This window comes from Janthinobacterium sp. SUN033, from assembly GCF_030397595.1.
GTDB classification, from domain to species: domain Bacteria; phylum Pseudomonadota; class Gammaproteobacteria; order Burkholderiales; family Burkholderiaceae_D; genus Janthinobacterium; species Janthinobacterium kumbetense.
In genome coordinates this window covers 867,813-884,961 of sequence record NZ_JAPQNV010000002.1, presented here as the reverse complement: position 1 = coordinate 884,961, position 17,149 = coordinate 867,813, and the positions used below count along the sequence as shown (strand labels likewise).

The window sequence follows — 17,149 nt, the reverse complement described above, 5'->3', positions numbered from 1 at the left end:
TCTGCTCTTGTCCCTGCTTTTCCGCATCGCTCAAGTTGATACCTTGATGCTTGCCACTAACTCGCCGGCCCATGGCCTGATCGCGTAGCGTTGTTTTTTGGTATGGTAATTTTCACAACGCCGGGCGTCATGAATAGAAAACCGGCTGGAAAAATAGCTCGGTAGACTGGATACCTATTGCGCTAATTTTCCGAGCAAGCTTTCCGAGCAAGCGTGCTTATCACATCAGTTGCTGGTTCATCGTTCCGTGCAAGCCGAGTCAGCATGAAGTGAAATTATAAAATAATAAACTTCGGCTCTCCTGTTACCAAAATCATCTAAAATTTCCCATGCGACAAAAACAATTAGCTCTTGATTATAATTCAGAACACATGGAATTGCCATGTATGCATCGCTTCAACGGACACCGTCCGGTTACAGGTGGATCGGAAAGAATGTGAAATAAAGCACGCAATAATGCCTGATATTAAAAATATCCAAACGGCAATTATTATTGTGGAGACGAACAGTGTTTATTAAAGCTCCAAGCAAATCCAATGTTGTTACATTTGCTTGCGTTTGGCGCGAGAGTCGGACGTGTATGTGGTGGAATATGTAATGATGTTAAAAGATTCTCTATCTAAACATTGCATGGCAACCATTTCAGGGTGCTGACTGCAATGTCTTGGAGCGTCAGGTTAGGCGTGCTGCGTCATGTGTGGCCACCAAGCCACACATTTCTTCACCATGATTTTGGGCTGACGTTATTGAGCGATTTTCTTGCCGTAGCAATGCGGGCATGACACTTCATACACATATTCCGGCGCCAGCTGCTGGCGCGGCGTGACGACGGCGCGGCAGACGAAACATTGCACGGTTTCCGTTGGTTCCAGTTTCGGGTTCAGCGCCGTGCGGTAATCGAAGACGAAGCAGTCGCCCGTGTAGTGCTCGCCGCCCACTTCCTCGAAATACTTCAGGATGCCGCCGTCGAGCTGGTACACGCTGTCGTAGCCGATTTCCTTCATGTGGATGGCGGCCTTTTCGCAGCGGATGCCGCCCGTGCAGAAGGTGACGACGGTCTTGCCTTCCAGCTCATCCTTGTGGGCGGCAGCCACGGCCGGGAATTCCGTGAACTTGTCGATGCGGTAATCAAGCGTGTTGTTGAACGTACCCACGTCCACTTCAAAGGCGTTGCGCGTTTCCATCATGACCACGGGTTTGCCCGCATCGTCGACGCCGGCGTCGAGCCAGCGCTTGAGCGTATGCGCGTCGACGGACGGGGCGCGGCCCAGTTCCGGCTTGATCAGCGGCATGCGCATGGTGATGATTTCTTTTTTCAGCTTGACCAGCATGCGCTTGTGCGATTGTTCGTTCGACAAGCTTTCCTTCCACTCCAGATCGGCCAGACGCGCGTCGCTGCGGACCCAGGCGAGAAAGGCATCGATATGCTCGCGCGTGCCCGACAGGAACATGTTGATGCCTTCCGGCGTCAGCAGGATCGTTCCCTTCAGTTCCAGCGCCAGGCATTGCTCCTGATACAAGGGACGCATGGCTTCCGTATCGTCGAGCGTAATGAATTTATACGCGGCGATATTGACAAACGTGGTGGCGGACGGGCTGACGGCGGCGGAAACGGCGGGTGTTGCTGGGGTGATGGCTTGCATGATGGCGATCGGCTTAGACTGAACAGCCGATATTATAAGCCCGACAGGCCTGGCGGGATACCCGGCCAGCCACGTTTTGCCGTGCCGGCGGGCTGTGCAGGGCAGGAATTTCTTGCCCGCAACCGGGGGCCGCACCGCCGGTCCGGGGCCGCGACGCGGTAGAATAGACCCCATTGAATTTTGCACGAAACGGTACACAGGATGGAAATGGTAATGCAAGAGGCCGGCGCTCCGGCAGGTTCACAGCAAGCGATGCAGCCCGGCCCTGCCTTCGTCCATTTGCGCGTGCACTCGGAGTACTCGATCGTCGATGGCCTGGTGCGCATCGACGACGTGGTCAAGGCGGCGGCGAAGGACAAGCAGGTGGCGCTGGCCGTCACCGACCTGTCGAACCTGTTTGGCATGGTCAAGTTCTACAAGGAAGCGCGCGGCAAGGGCATCAAGCCCATCGTCGGCGTCGACGTGTGGATCACGAATGACGACAACCGCGAAAAGCCGTCGCGGCTGCTGCTGCTGGCGAAGAACCGCATGGGCTATCTGCAACTGTGCGAATTGCTGTCGACGGCCTGGCTGACGAACCAGTACAAGGGCCGTGCCGAGCTGCGCATCGAATGGCTGCAGGCGCTGGCGACGAATACCTATGAGCTGTATCCGGGCGAAAGCGCGGCGAATGGCTTGATCGTCCTGTCGGGCGCGCACTTCGGCGATGTTGGCACGGCCATCGAAAATGGCAACCTGGCTCTGGCCGAGCGCAATGCGCAACGCTGGGCCGAGATTTTTCCCGGCCATTTCTATGTTGAAATCCAGCGCGGCGGCCAGGCCAACCAGGAAGCGCAGGTCCGCCATGCGGTGGCGCTGGCGGCCAAGCTGGGCTTGCCCGTGGTGGCCACGCATCCCGTGCAATTTATTTCCCCAGAGGAATTTATTGCCCACGAAGCCCGCACCTGTATCGCCGAAGGCGAAATGCTGGCCAACGCCAAGCGGGTCAAGCGCTTCAATGACAGCCAGCGCTTCCTGTCGCAGGCCGACATGGCGGAGCTGTTTGCCGACTTGCCGGCCGCGCTGGCCAATTCCGTGGAAATCGCCAAGCGCTGCAATTTGACCTTGACCCTGGGCAAGCCGCAATTGCCGAATTTCCCCACGCCAGACGGCATGACGATCGACCAGTTCCTCGTCGCTGAATCGCAGGCGGGCCTGGAAAAACGGTTGCTGCAGCTGTATCCGGATCCGGAAAAGCGCGAAAAGGAGCGTCCGCGCTACGAGTCGCGCCTGAAATTCGAGACAGACACGATCTGCAACATGAAGTTCCCCGGCTACTTCCTGATCGTGGCCGAGTTTATCCAGTGGGCCAAGGAAAACGGCGTGCCCGTCGGCCCGGGCCGCGGTTCGGGCGCGGGTTCGCTGGTGGCGTATTCGCTGCTGATTACCGACCTCGATCCATTGCAATACAACCTGCTGTTCGAGCGCTTCCTGAATCCCGAACGTGTCTCTATGCCCGACTTCGATATTGACTTTTGTCAAGAAGGGCGCGACAGAGTCATCCAGCACGTCAAGGATTTGTATGGCAAGGAGGCTGTCTCGCAGATCGCCACCTTCGGTACCATGGCGGCCAAGGGCGCGATCCGCGACGTGGGCCGCGTGATGGACTTCGGCTATAACTTCTGCGACGGCATCTCCAAGCTGATCCCGTTCAAGCCCGGTAAACCCGTGTCGATCGCCGACGCCATCGAGGAAGAACCGCTGCTCAAGGAACGCCTGGAAAACGAGGAAGAGGTCAAGCAGTTGCTGGACCTGGCGCAGCAGGTCGAAGGCATCACGCGCAATATCGGCATGCACGCGGGGGGCGTGCTGATCGCTCCCGGCAAGCTGACGGATTTCTGCCCGCTGTACACGCAGGGCGGCGATTCCGGCGTCGTGTCGCAGTACGACAAGGATGACGTGGAAGCCGTCGGCCTCGTGAAGTTCGACTTTTTGGGTCTGACCACGCTGACGATTCTCGACCGCGCCGTGCGCTACATCAAGCAGCTTGATCCCGCGCAAGCCAATTTCGATCTGGCCACCTTGCCGCTGAACGACAAACCATCGTATGACTTGCTGACCAAGGCCAAGACCGTGGCCGTGTTCCAGCTGGAGTCGCGCGGCATGCAGGGCATGCTGAAAGATGCGCGTCCCGACCGCTTCGAGGACATTATCGCGCTCGTGGCGCTGTATCGTCCGGGCCCGATGGACCTGATTCCGGATTTCTGCAAGCGCAAGCACGGCGAACGCTTCGATTATCCCGATCCGCGCACGGAATCGATTCTGTCCGAAACCTACGGCATCATGGTGTATCAGGAGCAGGTGATGCAGATGGCGCAGATCGTCGGCGGCTATTCGCTGGGCGGCGCCGACATGCTGCGCCGCGCCATGGGTAAAAAGAAAGCCGAAGAGATGGCCGAGCACCGCGAGATCTTCCGCGCCGGTGCGGCGAAAGATGGCTTGACGGCGGAAAAGGCCGACGAGATCTTCGACTTGATGGAAAAGTTCGCCGGCTACGGTTTCAACAAATCGCACGCCGCCGCCTATGCCTTGCTGTCGTATCACACGGCTTACCTGAAAGCGCACCACACGGCCGCCTTCATGGCCGCCAACTTGTCGCTGGCCATGGACGACACGGACAAGATCAAGATCCTGGTGGAAGACTCGCTGGAAATCTGCAAGCTGACCTTGTTGCCGCCGGATATCAACGAATCCGATTACCGCTTCATGCCGAGCGGCGCGGCGCCATCCGTGAGCGGCAAGAAAGTCACGCAGATCCGCTATGGCCTGGGCGCCGTGAAGGGGTCCGGCCAGAACGCCATCGAAGCCATCATCGCCGCGCGCGAGGCGGGCGGGCCATTCACCAGCCTGTTCGATTTCTGCAAGCGAGTTGATAAAAAGCAAATCAACCGCCGCACCATCGAGTCCCTGATTCGCAGCGGCGCCTTCGATTGCCTGAAGGTCGACCGCGCCATCCTGCTCGCGTCCGTGGCGTTCGCCATGGAGTGCGCCGACCAGGCGGCCAAGGCGGCAAACCAGGTGAGCCTGTTCGGCGGCGACGACAGCGACATGGTGGCGCCGCCCGAGTACGTCAAGGTGCCAGTGTGGACGGATAAACAACGCCTGACGGAAGAAAAGATCGCGCTGGGCTTCTACCTGTCCGGCCACTTGTTCGATTCGTATGCGCCCGAGGCACGCCGTTTTGCCCGCACGAAACTGTCGGAACTGTCGCCGTCGCGCGAACCGCGCATGATGGCGGGCGTCATCACGGGCTTGCGCACGCAGATGACGCAGCGCGGCAAGATCCTCATCGTTACGCTCGACGACAAGAGCGGTACGGTGGAAGTGACGGTGTACGGCGAATTGTTCGATTCCAACCGGAAAATCTTCAAGGAAGATGAATTCCTCGCCGTCGTGGGCAAGGTGTCGGAAGACCGCTTTTCCGGCGGCTTGCGCATCACGGCCGAGAGCGCCTTCGACATCATCTCCGCGCGCGTGCAGTATGGCCGCCAGCTGGGCTTGACTCTGCCTACGACGCTGGACATGAAGCGCATCAGCGATGTGATCATGCCGCACCGGGCTGCGGACGGACTGCCGATCGCCGCCAAGGTCAGCCCGCAAGGCGTCAGTTGCGTGCTGCAGTTCGGGGACGAATGGAAAGTGGCACCATCGGATGAATTGCAGATGGCGCTGGAGCAAATGCTGGGTGCGCAAGAAGTGGCGGTCGAATACTGACCGGTACCGCCCGGCGCATGCAACAAAGCCAAACCGCAGACATGCTGGTTTGGCTTTTTTCGTTTACATGTCTTTCAGGCCCGTGATCGCATAGCCCTTGGCGGCGATCTGCTGGTGCGGCTGTTCGATATGGTAGTTGGGCAAGATCTCGGCATCGTCAGCCACTTCACTGGCGCGTACTTCCAGCTGCCAGTCGGTATTGGTAACTTCTTCAGGAATGAGCTTTCCTTCCGGCACGGCGAGGTAGGAAAAAATGCCGTCGTGCTCGGCCCGGCGGTAGATGTCTACGCGCATGACTTGCCTCCTAGTAAGCGTTGGGGGAACCGGTGCACCGCAGTGCATGCCGATAGTGCTAGCGTAACAGGATTGGGCCGCGCATGGGTTGAAGCGTGTGTTGCAGGAGGGGCGGCGGTGTGGTCGCGATGGCAAACAACGATGCGGGGGCGGGGCATCGTGCAGTGGCCGGGGGACTCAGGCGATGGCGGAAGCGTAGTCGTCGTCATCCAGATCGACCGCTTGCCGTACTTCGTTGGCGGCTGCCGCAGCGCCTGCCGTGGCGAGCTGCACCGGGCTGCGATGGGCGTCGAGGCCGCTACGCAGGGTGCTGATCATGGCCAGCGTCAGTTCGTGGCGTTTGCGTGCTTCCGAGCGCTTTTTCGAGGGAATGTCTTCCAGGGCAGGCAGGGGCAAGTTTTCGCATGGCAATTCAAAATCGCCATCCTTGCGTGCCTGGGCGCCGAGTTCTTGCCAAAGGGAATTGTAGTCGGCGAATAAACGGCCTTTTTTTGCGGAGTGATGGACGGCGCGGTTGATATTGCCTACAAGCACCATGTTGCGGCAGCCATGTTCATGTCCCAGCTGGCGCACCAATCGCACCATCAGGGCCTTGGGGCGCATGCCATGCAGGTCGCGCGTGGCTTCGCGCACGCGGCGCAAGCCTTCCGCGCCGCGCGGGCCCTGGATGCAACCGATGCCCACGCTCATGCTGGCGCGCGCGCGCGAACCGAAAAAGGTAAACGCGACCGAGTAGATCACGTCATCGCCGTGCGCCAGTTGCAGGACCATCTCGCCTTCGCGGTCCATCGGTTGTAGCGAACACAGCTGCAGGTGGTAGGGCGCGCCCGACTTTCCCGGCACGGTGCCCAGCCGCACCGGCGCGCGCGCCGCCTGCGTCATCAACTTGCCCCAGCCCTGTTGCAGGATGAAATGATAGTGTTCGACCAGCAAGGCGACGCGCTGACGGCACGACAGGTTCGTGCTCAGGTAAGGGCGGTACACCTTGTGCATCAGGCGCGGGTAGGCTTGCAGCAAGTCCTGGAACACGGGGTGGGAATTGAGCAGCTGCAGCCAGATGCGCGTCTGGCGGCGCTGCAGTTGCGCCCGCAATTGCAGCTTGAGCAGCTCGCGCATGCGGGACATGCCTGGCGGCATATTGCTCAGGCCCGCATGCAGGGTAATAGCTTGTGTCATCAAAGAGTTTTCATGTGAATGTGGATGGGCCGGACGCGGGGTGCTGGCGGCGCTTCAGGCCGGCGGCGGCCCGCTCATGCCGTCGGTGTCGGCCAGCAATACCGTGGCGCTGCGCGTAGCGCGCGCCAGCTTGCGCGCGAGCGCACCGGAAAAACGGCGCTGCCAGGGACTATGACGCAGGGCCGGCAGGACGATTTCGTGGCAGCCGAGCAGTTCAGCCGTATCGAGGATCGTAAACAGCAGCTCGCCGGCAAAAATATGGGTATTGAAGGCGAGTTGAGAGCGGCTCAGGTACAGTCCCGCCTCGTGCATCATGTGCTGCGTGGCCGGGTCCAGCGCATGGCATTCGCCGGCGTTGTGCTGGGGCAAGCCATCGGCCCGGCGCGCTGGCGCCGGTGTCACGTGCAGCAGGCTGACGCTGACCTGGATACCCCATTCCTGCAGGCGCCTGGCGTAGCGCGCACCGTAGATGATGTCGCTGGCGCGCTTGACGGGCAAGAGCAGCAGCAAGGTATCCTGGCCCGGCTTGCCGCCCGTGCCCGCGGTGCTGTCCGGGGCGCGGTGACGTTGCGGGGCAAGGCGCGATGCATGCATGGAAGGGATCGCCATAGTGGGAAAACCATGTCATCTTATCCATGCCATCCCCCTCTGTAAATTGGCGAAACAGCGTACGGGTTTCCCTTATGCCGTCACGGTTTTAATAGCGGTAAGTGACGTACACGGCGCCGACCGGGGAGGTCTTGCGCTGCACGATGGGGCTCTTGGCCGCGTCGCCCAGGCGGCTCTCGACGCCGACCAGGGTATTGATGCCCCAGCGCGCATCGAAGCGGTGCTCCCAGTTGATGGTGGCCTGTGCTTCATAGAAACCGCCCTTGGGCGTGTATTGCTTGAACGAGGTGTTCGCGGCCTGGGTGGCCGTCACGCCATACATGGTCTGCACGTACTTGCGCTCGCCCCAGCCCAGCTGCCCGCCGATGGTTACGCTATCCTGCTGCGCGCCCTTGGCATCGGTCCGGCTGTAGATCTGGCCCGCCGCGCCGAAATGCACATTCGCGCCATTTTCGCGGTTCGACAGGGGAATGTCGCTCGACACGCTCAGCGACAGGCCCGGCAAGGGCGAATACCCCGCGCTCAGCAGGGCGCTGGCGTTGCCCTTGACTTCGCCCATGCCCTTCAGGTAGTCGCTGCCGCCCCAGCCATTGGCGCCATTGCGCTTGTGGTCTTCGCGGTTGCCGCGGTAGCCCAATGCCGCGCTGTAGCTGAAGGGGCCGGCCTGGCCGCCATAGCCGATGCCGCGCGAAGTGCTGAAGAACAGGCCATTGGCCATGGCGTAATCGAGGATGATCAGGGGCGAGGCCGACAGCTTGTCGGCGCCGGAATAGCTGGACACGGCAGCGACGCCGCCGCCGATGGTGAAGACATTTTGCGGGGCCGGTTCGGCCGCGGCGGCGGCCAGCGGGTTGAGGATCATGCCGCTGGCGAGTGCCAGCGCGGTCAGCAGGGTTGTGGGTGCGTGCATGGAATTTTCCGTCAGGTGGAGAACCGAGTCCGGAGTGGCTCGATTGACTGCCGACAGTATCCATCCTTGCCATGAAGGAAAAATGAGCCTTTTATTAAGATTGGATGAAGAACGCTTCTTTACCCATTCTTCAGCTTGCGGTGGTTTAATACTCACCATGAAGATACTGCTGATTGAAGACGATATGGACCTGGGCAATGGCGTGCGGATCGCCCTGCGCGACCAGGGCATGCAAGTGGTCTGGGTGCGCAGCCTGGAGGATGCGGCGCGCAGCATCGAGCACGACAGTTGCGAACTGGTGCTGCTGGACCTGGGCTTGCCCGACGGCGATGGCCTCGATTTGCTGGCCCGGCTGCGCGCGGCGCGTCTGCCGGTGCTGATCCTCAGTGCCCGCGATACGCTGGAGCAGCGCTTGCGGGGCCTGGACGGCGGCGCCGACGATTACCTGGTGAAGCCCTTCGTGCTGGCCGAGCTGCTGTCGCGCGTGCGCGCCCTGGCACGCCGCAGCTACGGTTTCGATGGCGACACCATCGAGTTGCGCGGCCTGCTGCTGCAGGTGCCCACGCGCAGGGTCAGTGTGCATGGACGGCCCGTGGAACTCACCGCCAGTGAATATGCCCTGCTGAAAACCTTGCTGATGCGCGCCAACCGGGTCATCACGCGCCGCGTGCTGGAAGAGCATATCCTGCCAGGCGGGCTGGCCAATGCCAGCAATACCCTGGATGTGCATATGGGTAACTTGCGCCGCAAGATAGGCGAGGGGTATATCCGTACCGTGCGCGGCGTCGGCTATGTCATCGATCAGCAGGGCGAGACATCCGTCCCGCCGGGTACCGGCGCATGATGGGCCGTTTATGGGCCATGCTGCGCCGGCCCACCCTGGTGCGCCGCCTGATGATGGCGCAAATGCTGATGCTGACCGTGCTGTGGAGCCTGGCCGTGGCGTATGTGCTGTTCGAGGGCACGAGCGAAGCGAGCAATGTGACCCGCGGGGTCTTGCACGCCATTATCAGCGTGGCCGACAACCTGGCTGACCAGCCCGTGCGCCAGGAGCAAAGCTTGCGCGCCATCGACGAAGCCTTGCGCGAAGAATTTGAAATGGGGAAAGTGCCGGAACTGGCGCCGCGCATCCTGGTCTGGCGCGAGGGCAAGCTGGTCTACAAGTCGCCGAATGCGCCCAGCGGCATCCGCAGCGCCGGCCCGGAACAGATGGAAGTGGTGTACGTCAAGGGCCAGGCCTGGCGCAGCCGCAGCCTGGCCGAAGGTGTCACCCGCGTGACGGTGCTGGAAGTGGGCGGCGCCTGGCAATTTTTCATCACGATCAATTCACGCGGCTACTACCTGCTGCCGTTGCTGATCAGCCTGCCGTTCCTGCTGGTGCCGGCCTGGCTGTCGATCCGCCTTGCCATGCGCCCGTGGCGCAAGGTGGCGCAGGAGGTGGCGGCGCGCGGGCCGCAGGATTTGCGTCCGCTGACGTTCAAGCCGCCGCATGGCGAACTGGCGGCGCTGGTCGACAATATCAATGCCCTGCTGCAGCGGGTCGATGCCAGTGCCGCGCGCGAACGCAGCTTCATCGCCGACGCCACGCATGAGCTGCGCACGCCGCTGGCGGCCATGCGCGTGAATGTCGAGGCCTTGCAGGGACAGGCGCATGATGCACGCCAGCAAGAGTTGCTGGACGGTATCTTGAACAGCGGCAACCGGGCCGCGCGCCTGGTGGGGCAGTTGCTGCAACTGACGCGCAGCGAAGTGCAGGCGGGCGGGGGCGAGTTGCCGCGGCGCCAGGCGCTCGATACCTTGCTGCAGGATCGCCTGGCGGCCCTGTCCGGACTGGCCCAGGCGGGCGATATCGAGCTCGAATTGCAAGCCAGCGTTTCGCTCAGCGTGCCCGGGCAGCGCGAGAGTCTGGTCTCGCTGATCGACAATCTGGTGGAAAACGCCATCAAGTACAGCCCGCGCGGCAGCAGCGTGACGGTGTCGCTGCATGCGGAGCGGGGCCAGGCCGTGTTGCATGTGGCCGACCAGGGGCCGGGTATCGCGCCGGCGCTGTATGAACGCGTGTTCGACCGCTTTTTCCGCGCGCCGCAGCAGGCGCAGCCGGGCAGCGGCCTGGGCTTGTCCATCGTCGCTTCCGTCGTGCAACAGCATGGCGGCACGATTCAGTTGCACAGAGGCAATGGTGGCCTGGGCTTGCTGGTGGAGGTGCGCCTGCCGCTGGCCGAGGCCTGATTCTGTCGGCGCGCCTTGCGATATTGCATGAAAATTATTTTGTGTGCTTATAACGCAAGATGGCATGGCGTGGCGCACGCTTGCGATGCATAATGCGGGACAGTTAAAAAACACCGTTATGCGCCCACTCCTGTCCCGCTACCTGCCGTATCCCGCCTTTGTCGGCCTGTATCTGCTGTTTGACTGGGCCACGTATATCGATCCGATGTACGGGCTGAACATCACCCCCTGGAATCCCGATCCCGCGCTGGGCCTGGTATTTTGGCTGATCCACGGCCGCAAGGCGGCGCTGCCGTGGTTTATCGCCCTGGTGGCCGGCGAGGTGCTGGTGCGCGGCATGCCGGCAGGCCTGCCCCTGACCTTGCTCTGTTCGGCGTGGCTGATGCTCGGCTATGGCGGTATCGGCGCAGTCTTGCGCCGCAGTTTCAGCAGCAGCGACATCTTCGACAACCGGCGCCGCCTGAGCGCCTGGGTTGCCATCGTGCTGCTGGGCACCGTGCTCAATGCGCTCGGCTACATTTCCCTGCTGTCGCTGACGGGACGCATCCCGGCCGGCGAATGGGGGACGGCAGTCTGGCGCTTCGGCATCGGCGACATGGTCGGCATGCTGGTATCGATGCCGCTGATCTGGGTGCTGTTCAGCGAGCGGGGGCGCGAACGCCTGCATGCCGCCGTCTGGCGCTGGGAAACCCTGGCGTATCTGGCTCTCGCCAGCTTCGTGCTGTGGAGCCTCTTCGGTTCCATCGTGCGTTCCGAATACAAGCATTTCTATTTCCTGTTTCTTCCCGTGATCTGGGCCGCCTCGCGCCAGGGCTTGCATGGCGCCGTGCTGGCCGTGTTTGTATTGCAACTGTGCATCATTACTCTGGTGAAATGGACGCATGCGGTCGATATCCAGTTTTATGAATTGCAGTTGCTCGATGCCGTGCTGGCGCTGGTGGGGTTTTTTATCGGCATCGTCGTCGATGAAATGCGCCAGGTGGCCGACGAATTGAAACACACGATGCGCCTGGCCGCCGCCGGCGAGATGGCGGCGGCGCTCGCGCATGAGCTGAACCAGCCGCTGACGGCCTTGTCGACCTATGGCAAGGCGTGCGAATACTTGCTGGAACGGGGCGAGACCGGCGCCCTGCTGCAGGGCGCCGTGGGGCATATGATCGTCGAATCGGGCCGCGCCGCGGACGTGGTACGCCGCCTGCGCGACTTTTTCCGCACAGGTGCGATGCAGCTCGAAGCGGTGGAGGCGAGCGTCTTGATCGAGGGCATGGCGCGGCAGTTCACGCCGCTGTTCCATGAGCATGGCATCGAACTGGTGCTGGCGCCGCCGTCGCCGCTGGCCGTCAACGCCGACCGCCTGCAAATCGAGCTGGTATTGCGTAATTTATTGGCCAATGCGCAGGATGCGGTGATGGGCCAGCCGCGCGGCCGGCGCCGCATCACGGTCTCTGCCGAGCGGCTCGAAGGCGGGCGGCTGCGGCTGTCCGTGGAGGATAGCGGCCCCGGCATTTCCAATAGCCTGGCGGCACGCCTGTTCGAACCGTTCGTCTCGACCAAGGCCAGCGGCCTGGGTCTGGGGCTGGTGCTCAGCCGCAGCATTGTCGAAGCGCATGGCGGCCAGTTATGGGCCGAAGTGGGCAAGCATGGCATTTTTCGTTTTGTCCTGCCCCTGGCGTGCGCCAGCGCGGCCGCTACAGGAGAGTATGGTGACAAGTAATTTGACGGTGTTTATCGTGGATGACGATCCCGCCGTGCGCGATGCGCTGGGTTTGCTGCTGGGCATACGCGGCTACCGCACGGCCCTGTTTTCCTGCGGCGAGGATTTCCTGCACAGCTGGCGGCCCGAGTGGGCCGGCTGCCTGCTGATTGATATCCGCATGTCCGGCATGGATGGCCTGAGCCTGCAGCGCCGTTTGCTGGAGTTGAAATGCATGCTGCCCATCATTATTATTACGGGACACGGCGACGTCACCCTGGCACGCCAGGCTTTCAAGGCGCAGGCCAGCGATTTCCTGGAAAAACCGTTTGACCACGACAAGCTGCTGGCCGCCATCGATGAAGCGTTTTCGCGCGAGGCGCATGCGCGCGGCCAGTTGCTGCGCCAGGTGGAGGGGCAAGCCTTGCTGCGCGCCCTGACGCCGCGCGAACGGGAAGTGATGCATCTGGTGGTGACGGGCCAGCACAACCGCGATATCGCCCCGGCACTGGGCATTTCCGTGCGCACGGTGGAAGTGCACAAGGCGCGCCTGATGGACAAGCTGGGTGTCGACAACGTGGCCGACCTGGTGCGCATCAGCATGCTGGGCACCGGCTAGCCGCTGCCGCGTTGTCTAGGCGATGGTCTGCAATACCTGATCGACCGAGATCGCCTTGACCCAGTCGCTGCGCCGGGCCACCGTGATGACGGTGCTGTTGGCGCTGTCGAACGGCGCCCATTCCGGATTCTTCTTGCGCATCAGCGCCACCACGGGCACATGCACGGCGTTCGCCAGATGCATGATCGACGTTTCCACCGAAATAATCAGGTCGCATTGCGCCAGCATGGCCGGCAGCTGGAAAAAGTTGTCGACGGCGCTGAAGGCTTGCGTGCGCGGCAAGTTGTGCGCCTGCACGACGGCATTCACCTTGGCCAGTTCCTGCGGCATGGCATTGATCAGGAAGCAGGCATTTGCCCACTTTGGCATCGCCTGCATGCGCGCGATCAGTTCGGCGATGCGCTCCAGCGGCCAGCCGCGCTTGTGCGACTTGGCAAACGGATTCAATAGCACCAGCGGACCCTGGCGCGGGGCAAAGCCCCAGGCGGCCAGCTGCTGCTGCGCCTGCTGCAACGCGTGCTCGGGAATGTGCACGAAGGGATAGCGTTCGGCCACGGGAATGTCGAGTCCCGTCAATTGACGGAACCAGTCCGCATAGACGCTGCTGATATGGTGCTCGCCCGCATCCTGTCCCGCATACGAGGCCAGCACGGCATCGATCTTGCGGTAGGCCAGGTAATGCCAGGGGCGCAGCGGACTGAATGGTTTGCGCGTGCCGATTACCAGTCCATTCGGGCTGATCGCACGGGCAAGATCCGCGTATTGCTGTGGCCGTACGTGGGCCAATGACACGACGACAGGATAGCGTTCCGCCTTGGCCTCGCGCAGGGATTCTTCGTACAGCGCCGGGCTGTAGGTCTTGCGGTACACCTTGGCGAACAGGCCCGATTGCTCCACCCAGTCGTACAGCGAATAGGTACGCAAGCCTTCCCATTGCCTGGAGTCGGACGTGCGGCGGACTTCATCGACCCACAGGTGGATCTGGATATGGGGATAGGCCGCGGCAAAGGCGCGGAAGCCGTTTTGCAGGTAGGTAAAGTCTCCCAGCGCCAGATGGGCGATGAAAAGAATTTTGTCCGACTTTTGTAGAAGTTCGGCGGGAATCAAAGGCGTCATGTATCAGTACGATTTCAGGTATTCGGTCGATGGTGTCAAACCACTTGCTGGGAAAATTGCAGGCGATGCAGATTGGCATACGCGCCGTTGGCATCCAATAATTGCTGGTGACTGCCGGTTTCCATTATTTTCCCATGTGACAATACCACGATACGGTCCGCACGTTCAATTGTTGATAGCCTATGAGCAATAACTAAGGTGGTTTTTCCTTGCATCAGGTGTTCCAGTGCCGCTTGTACGGCCCGTTCCGCCTCCGTATCCAGTGCCGAGGTGGCTTCATCGAGGATCAGGATGGGCGCATCCTTGTAGATGGCGCGGGCGATGGCCACGCGCTGGCGCTGGCCGCCGGACAGGCGCGAGCCGTTGTCGCCCAGGCGCGTGTCCAGGCCATCTGGCAAGCCGTCGATGACGTCCGACAGGAAGGCGGCGGCCGCCGCCGCTTCGATGCGCTGCCGGTCCGGCGCCGCATCGCCATACGCGATATTCGCGGCCAGGGTATCGTCGAACAGCACCACCTGCTGGCTGACCATGGCGATCTGGCTGCGCAGGCTGGTCAGGGCGATGGCATCGATATTCTGCCCATCGAGCAAGATCTCGCCACTGCTGGCCGAGTAAAAGCCAGGCAGCAGGCTGACCAGGGTCGATTTGCCGCCGCCGGACATGCCGACAAAGGCGACCGTTTGTCCTGGCGCAATGCTCAGGTCGATGTGCCGCAGGGCTGGTTCCTGATGTCCGGGGTAGGCAAAGCTCACGTCCCTGAACTCGATGCGGCCTTTGCTGCGGCCAGCGAGCGGCGTGCCGCCCGTGCGCTCCGGCGTCTTGTCGATCAGTAAAAAGACTTCTTCGGCGGCGGCCATGCCGCGCTGCAAGGGGCCGTTGACTTCAGCCAGCTGCTTCAAAGGCGTCAGCAGCATCAGCATGGCCGTGATGAAGGATACGAAGCCGCCGACCGTGATCTGCCCCTGCTCCGACTGGAACAGGGCCATCACGATGACCAGGGCCACGGCGGCGGCCGTGATCACCTGGGTGATCGGCACGGTGGCGGAAAAGGTCGTGGTCATGCGCATGCTGTAGCGGCGCAATTGCTCGGCACGCTCTTCGAAGCGCGATTTTTCGTAGTCCTGGCCGCCGAAGATCTTGATCACTTGCTGGGCGCGCGTGGTTTCCTCGATGACCTGGGTCAGCTCGGCATTGACGGCCAGCGAGTCGCGGTTGAGTTTTTTCAGGCGCTTGCCCGTGGTGCGCACGACGATGGTCAGCAGGGGCAGCAGCACCAGGGTCACGAGGGTCAGCACCCAGTTCAGGTACAGCAGCCACGCCAGCAGACCCAGCACGGTCAGCGAGGAGCGCACGATCGAGGTAAACACCTTGGTCACCATTTCGATGATCTGCTGCACCTCAAACATGATGGAGTTGATGACTTTGCCCACCGTGTGCGTGTTGTAGAAGTCGATGGGCAAGTTGAGCATGCTGGCAAACATCCTGCGCCGCAACTCGTTGAGGATGCGCGTGGAGACATAGCTCATCAGATAGCTGCTGGCGAACGTCGACGCGCCGCGCATGGCAAAGATGCCGATGACGATCAGCGGCACCAGCCAGAAGGAAAAATTCACCTTGCCGCCAAAGCCATTGTCGAGCAGCAGCTTGAGCGCATACGGCAGCAGCGGTTCCGTGGCCGCCGTGACGACCATCGCCAGCAAGGCCAGGGCCAGGTGTTTCTTGTAGGGCGCGTGCAGCGCGGTGAGGCGCTTCAGGTCGGGCGTGAGCATCGGTATGGTTCCTTGCAGGGGACAGCAAAAACGGTCAGGCGAAAAACGAACTCAGGCAATGCGTTCTTGCTGGCGCAGCATGGCCCACAGTATCACCATCGGGAAGACCAGCATGATGATGCCGATATTCAGGGTGAGCGAGCTCGTCGTCAGGCCAAAAATCATGTAGCAGGTGCACAGCATCACGCCGGCCAGCGCAAATGGTTGGGCGCTTGCGGGGCCGTGACGCAATGCCCTCGTGAACAGAGTCAGCGGTACCAGGAATAGCAGCAGCAGGGCCAGCAGGCCGAAAATGCCACGCTTGACCAGGGAGTCGATGTAGTCGTTATGCGCATTGGTGTAATGCAACACAATTTCGCTCATTTTTCCTTCCGCCGACAGTTTTTTCTTTGCCTCCAAGTAGCCGTTGCGTCCCATGCCGAACCAAAGATGGTCATTGGATAAAGTTAATGCTGTACGCCACATTTCCAGCCGTTGGCCGACTGACGTGCTGACGTTGTCGCTGTCTTCAAATTTTTTCAAATCTTCCACGGCATCCGTCGCTCGTTCAAGCACGGGGGAATTGGGCACTATGTAGGATAGTACCGCCACGGCCAGCAGCGCCGCCAGCAGGCCAGTCATATAGTGCTTGCCGCGTGTTCTCGCGTAGTGGACGACAATTATGCATCCGCAGACGGGCAGCGCCAGCCAGCCACCGCGGCTACCGCTGATGATGGAGCCGAAAATTCCGATTAAGCCGCCTGCCAGCAATAGCACGCTCCAGGCGATTCGATGGCGCTGTTTGATGGCCCACTCGATCCCACATAACGTCAACATGCCAAACAGCATGCTGACATTGCCATAGTGAATAGCGTTACTTGTGGCGGCTTGTGGCCGGAAGGGGCTGCTAGGAATATATTGCGTAGCCGCCAAGGCTGCCCCCGCGATGGCGCCAATTGCCAGGCCGCTCCACCATGCCGCCGCCCGCGGCGGATAAGCAATCAGCAGCAGCAGCACGGGCACGGCCAGCAGCACCCGCAAGGGCATGTCGAGTTCTCGCGCCGGATCGCCGTGGTACAGCATATTGGCGGTGAAAATAAGGAAGTAGGCCAGCATCACGCCCATCAGCAGATAGTCCCGGCGCTGCAGATGCAGGCGGGGGCGCTTCCATAGCAGCCAGCTGCTGGCCAGCAGCAGGACCAGCGCGCCAAAGGAATATCCGCTGTTGACAGCCAACGCCAATGCCGAAAAGAGAAAAACACAAACAGAGGTCAGGCCGAGCATGAATATCCTTGTTAACGCACATCGTCGCCATTATGGCAACTGTAGCAACATAAAGTAGGCGTCATTGTAATCGAA

At 61.3% G+C, this 17,149-nt stretch carries 13 protein-coding genes; 5 read left to right on the top strand and 8 right to left on the bottom strand.

Annotation, left to right across the window (positions count from 1 at the left end; all coding sequences use genetic code 11):
* Positions 1 to 743 precede the first annotated feature (743 nt).
* Positions 744 to 1,643, bottom strand: coding sequence for a sulfurtransferase (locus OX460_RS12490; protein WP_099666672.1), 900 nt, complete (start codon positions 1,641 to 1,643; stop codon positions 744 to 746).
* Between the two features lie 213 nt (positions 1,644 to 1,856).
* Here OX460_RS12490 and dnaE point away from each other — a divergent pair, with 213 nt between their 5' ends.
* On the top strand, positions 1,857 to 5,396 hold the full coding sequence (gene dnaE / locus OX460_RS12485) for a DNA polymerase III subunit alpha (RefSeq protein ID WP_289898813.1): 3,540 nt from the start codon (positions 1,857 to 1,859) through the stop codon (positions 5,394 to 5,396).
* 63 nt (positions 5,397 to 5,459) lie between these two features.
* Here the strand turns inward: dnaE and OX460_RS12480 are convergent, their stop codons facing one another.
* From OX460_RS12480 to OX460_RS12465, 4 genes are all read right to left on the bottom strand, one after another.
* Complete coding sequence (locus tag OX460_RS12480) at positions 5,460 to 5,690, bottom strand: DUF6139 family protein (protein ID WP_092713976.1); 231 nt, start codon at positions 5,688 to 5,690, stop codon at positions 5,460 to 5,462.
* 177 nt (positions 5,691 to 5,867) lie between these two features.
* Complete coding sequence (locus OX460_RS12475; RefSeq protein ID WP_289898812.1) at positions 5,868 to 6,866, bottom strand: VirK/YbjX family protein; 999 nt, start codon at positions 6,864 to 6,866, stop codon at positions 5,868 to 5,870.
* 54 nt (positions 6,867 to 6,920) lie between these two features.
* A complete protein-coding gene (locus OX460_RS12470; RefSeq protein WP_289898811.1) occupies positions 6,921 to 7,460 on the bottom strand; it encodes a universal stress protein in 540 nt (179 codons plus the stop codon).
* 103 nt (positions 7,461 to 7,563) lie between these two features.
* Positions 7,564 to 8,385, bottom strand: a complete 822-nt coding sequence (locus OX460_RS12465) for a MipA/OmpV family protein (protein WP_289898810.1) — start codon at positions 8,383 to 8,385, stop codon at positions 7,564 to 7,566.
* Positions 8,386 to 8,542: 157 nt separating this feature from the next.
* Between OX460_RS12465 and OX460_RS12460 the strand changes: the two genes are divergently transcribed.
* The 4 genes from OX460_RS12460 to OX460_RS12445 all read left to right on the top strand — a co-directional run bounded on the left by OX460_RS12460 (position 8,543) and on the right by OX460_RS12445 (position 12,926).
* Positions 8,543 to 9,229: a response regulator gene (locus OX460_RS12460; RefSeq protein WP_099666677.1), complete on the top strand. Its 687-nt coding sequence runs from the start codon at positions 8,543 to 8,545 to the stop codon at positions 9,227 to 9,229.
* Positions 9,226 to 10,614 carry an ATP-binding protein gene (locus OX460_RS12455; RefSeq protein WP_289898809.1) on the top strand — a complete coding sequence of 463 codons (1,389 nt, stop codon included), beginning with the start codon at positions 9,226 to 9,228 and terminating at the stop codon, positions 10,612 to 10,614. Before OX460_RS12460 ends, OX460_RS12455 begins: the two co-directional genes overlap by 4 nt.
* Before the next feature lie 118 nt (positions 10,615 to 10,732).
* Positions 10,733 to 12,328: an ATP-binding protein gene (locus OX460_RS12450; protein ID WP_251350540.1), complete on the top strand. Its 1,596-nt coding sequence runs from the start codon at positions 10,733 to 10,735 to the stop codon at positions 12,326 to 12,328.
* The gene (locus OX460_RS12445; RefSeq protein WP_077408234.1) at positions 12,315 to 12,926 is read left to right on the top strand and encodes a response regulator; all 612 of its coding nucleotides are present in this window, start codon (positions 12,315 to 12,317) and stop codon (positions 12,924 to 12,926) included. Before OX460_RS12450 ends, OX460_RS12445 begins: the two co-directional genes overlap by 14 nt.
* 15 nt (positions 12,927 to 12,941) lie before the next feature.
* Here the strand turns inward: OX460_RS12445 and OX460_RS12440 are convergent, their stop codons facing one another.
* From OX460_RS12440 to OX460_RS12430, 3 genes are read right to left on the bottom strand one after another with little or no spacing between them, the layout of a single operon-like run.
* The gene (locus OX460_RS12440; protein WP_099666679.1) at positions 12,942 to 14,042 is read right to left on the bottom strand and encodes a glycosyltransferase family 9 protein; all 1,101 of its coding nucleotides are present in this window, start codon (positions 14,040 to 14,042) and stop codon (positions 12,942 to 12,944) included.
* Positions 14,043 to 14,077: 35 nt separating this feature from the next.
* Positions 14,078 to 15,811, bottom strand: coding sequence for a lipid A export permease/ATP-binding protein MsbA (msbA, locus tag OX460_RS12435; protein ID WP_077408230.1), 1,734 nt, complete (start codon positions 15,809 to 15,811; stop codon positions 14,078 to 14,080).
* Positions 15,812 to 15,862: 51 nt separating this feature from the next.
* Positions 15,863 to 17,074 (bottom strand): O-antigen ligase family protein, encoded by a 1,212-nt coding sequence (locus OX460_RS12430; RefSeq protein ID WP_289898808.1) that lies wholly within the window; start codon positions 17,072 to 17,074, stop codon positions 15,863 to 15,865.
* Between the last annotated feature and the right edge of the window lie 75 nt (positions 17,075 to 17,149).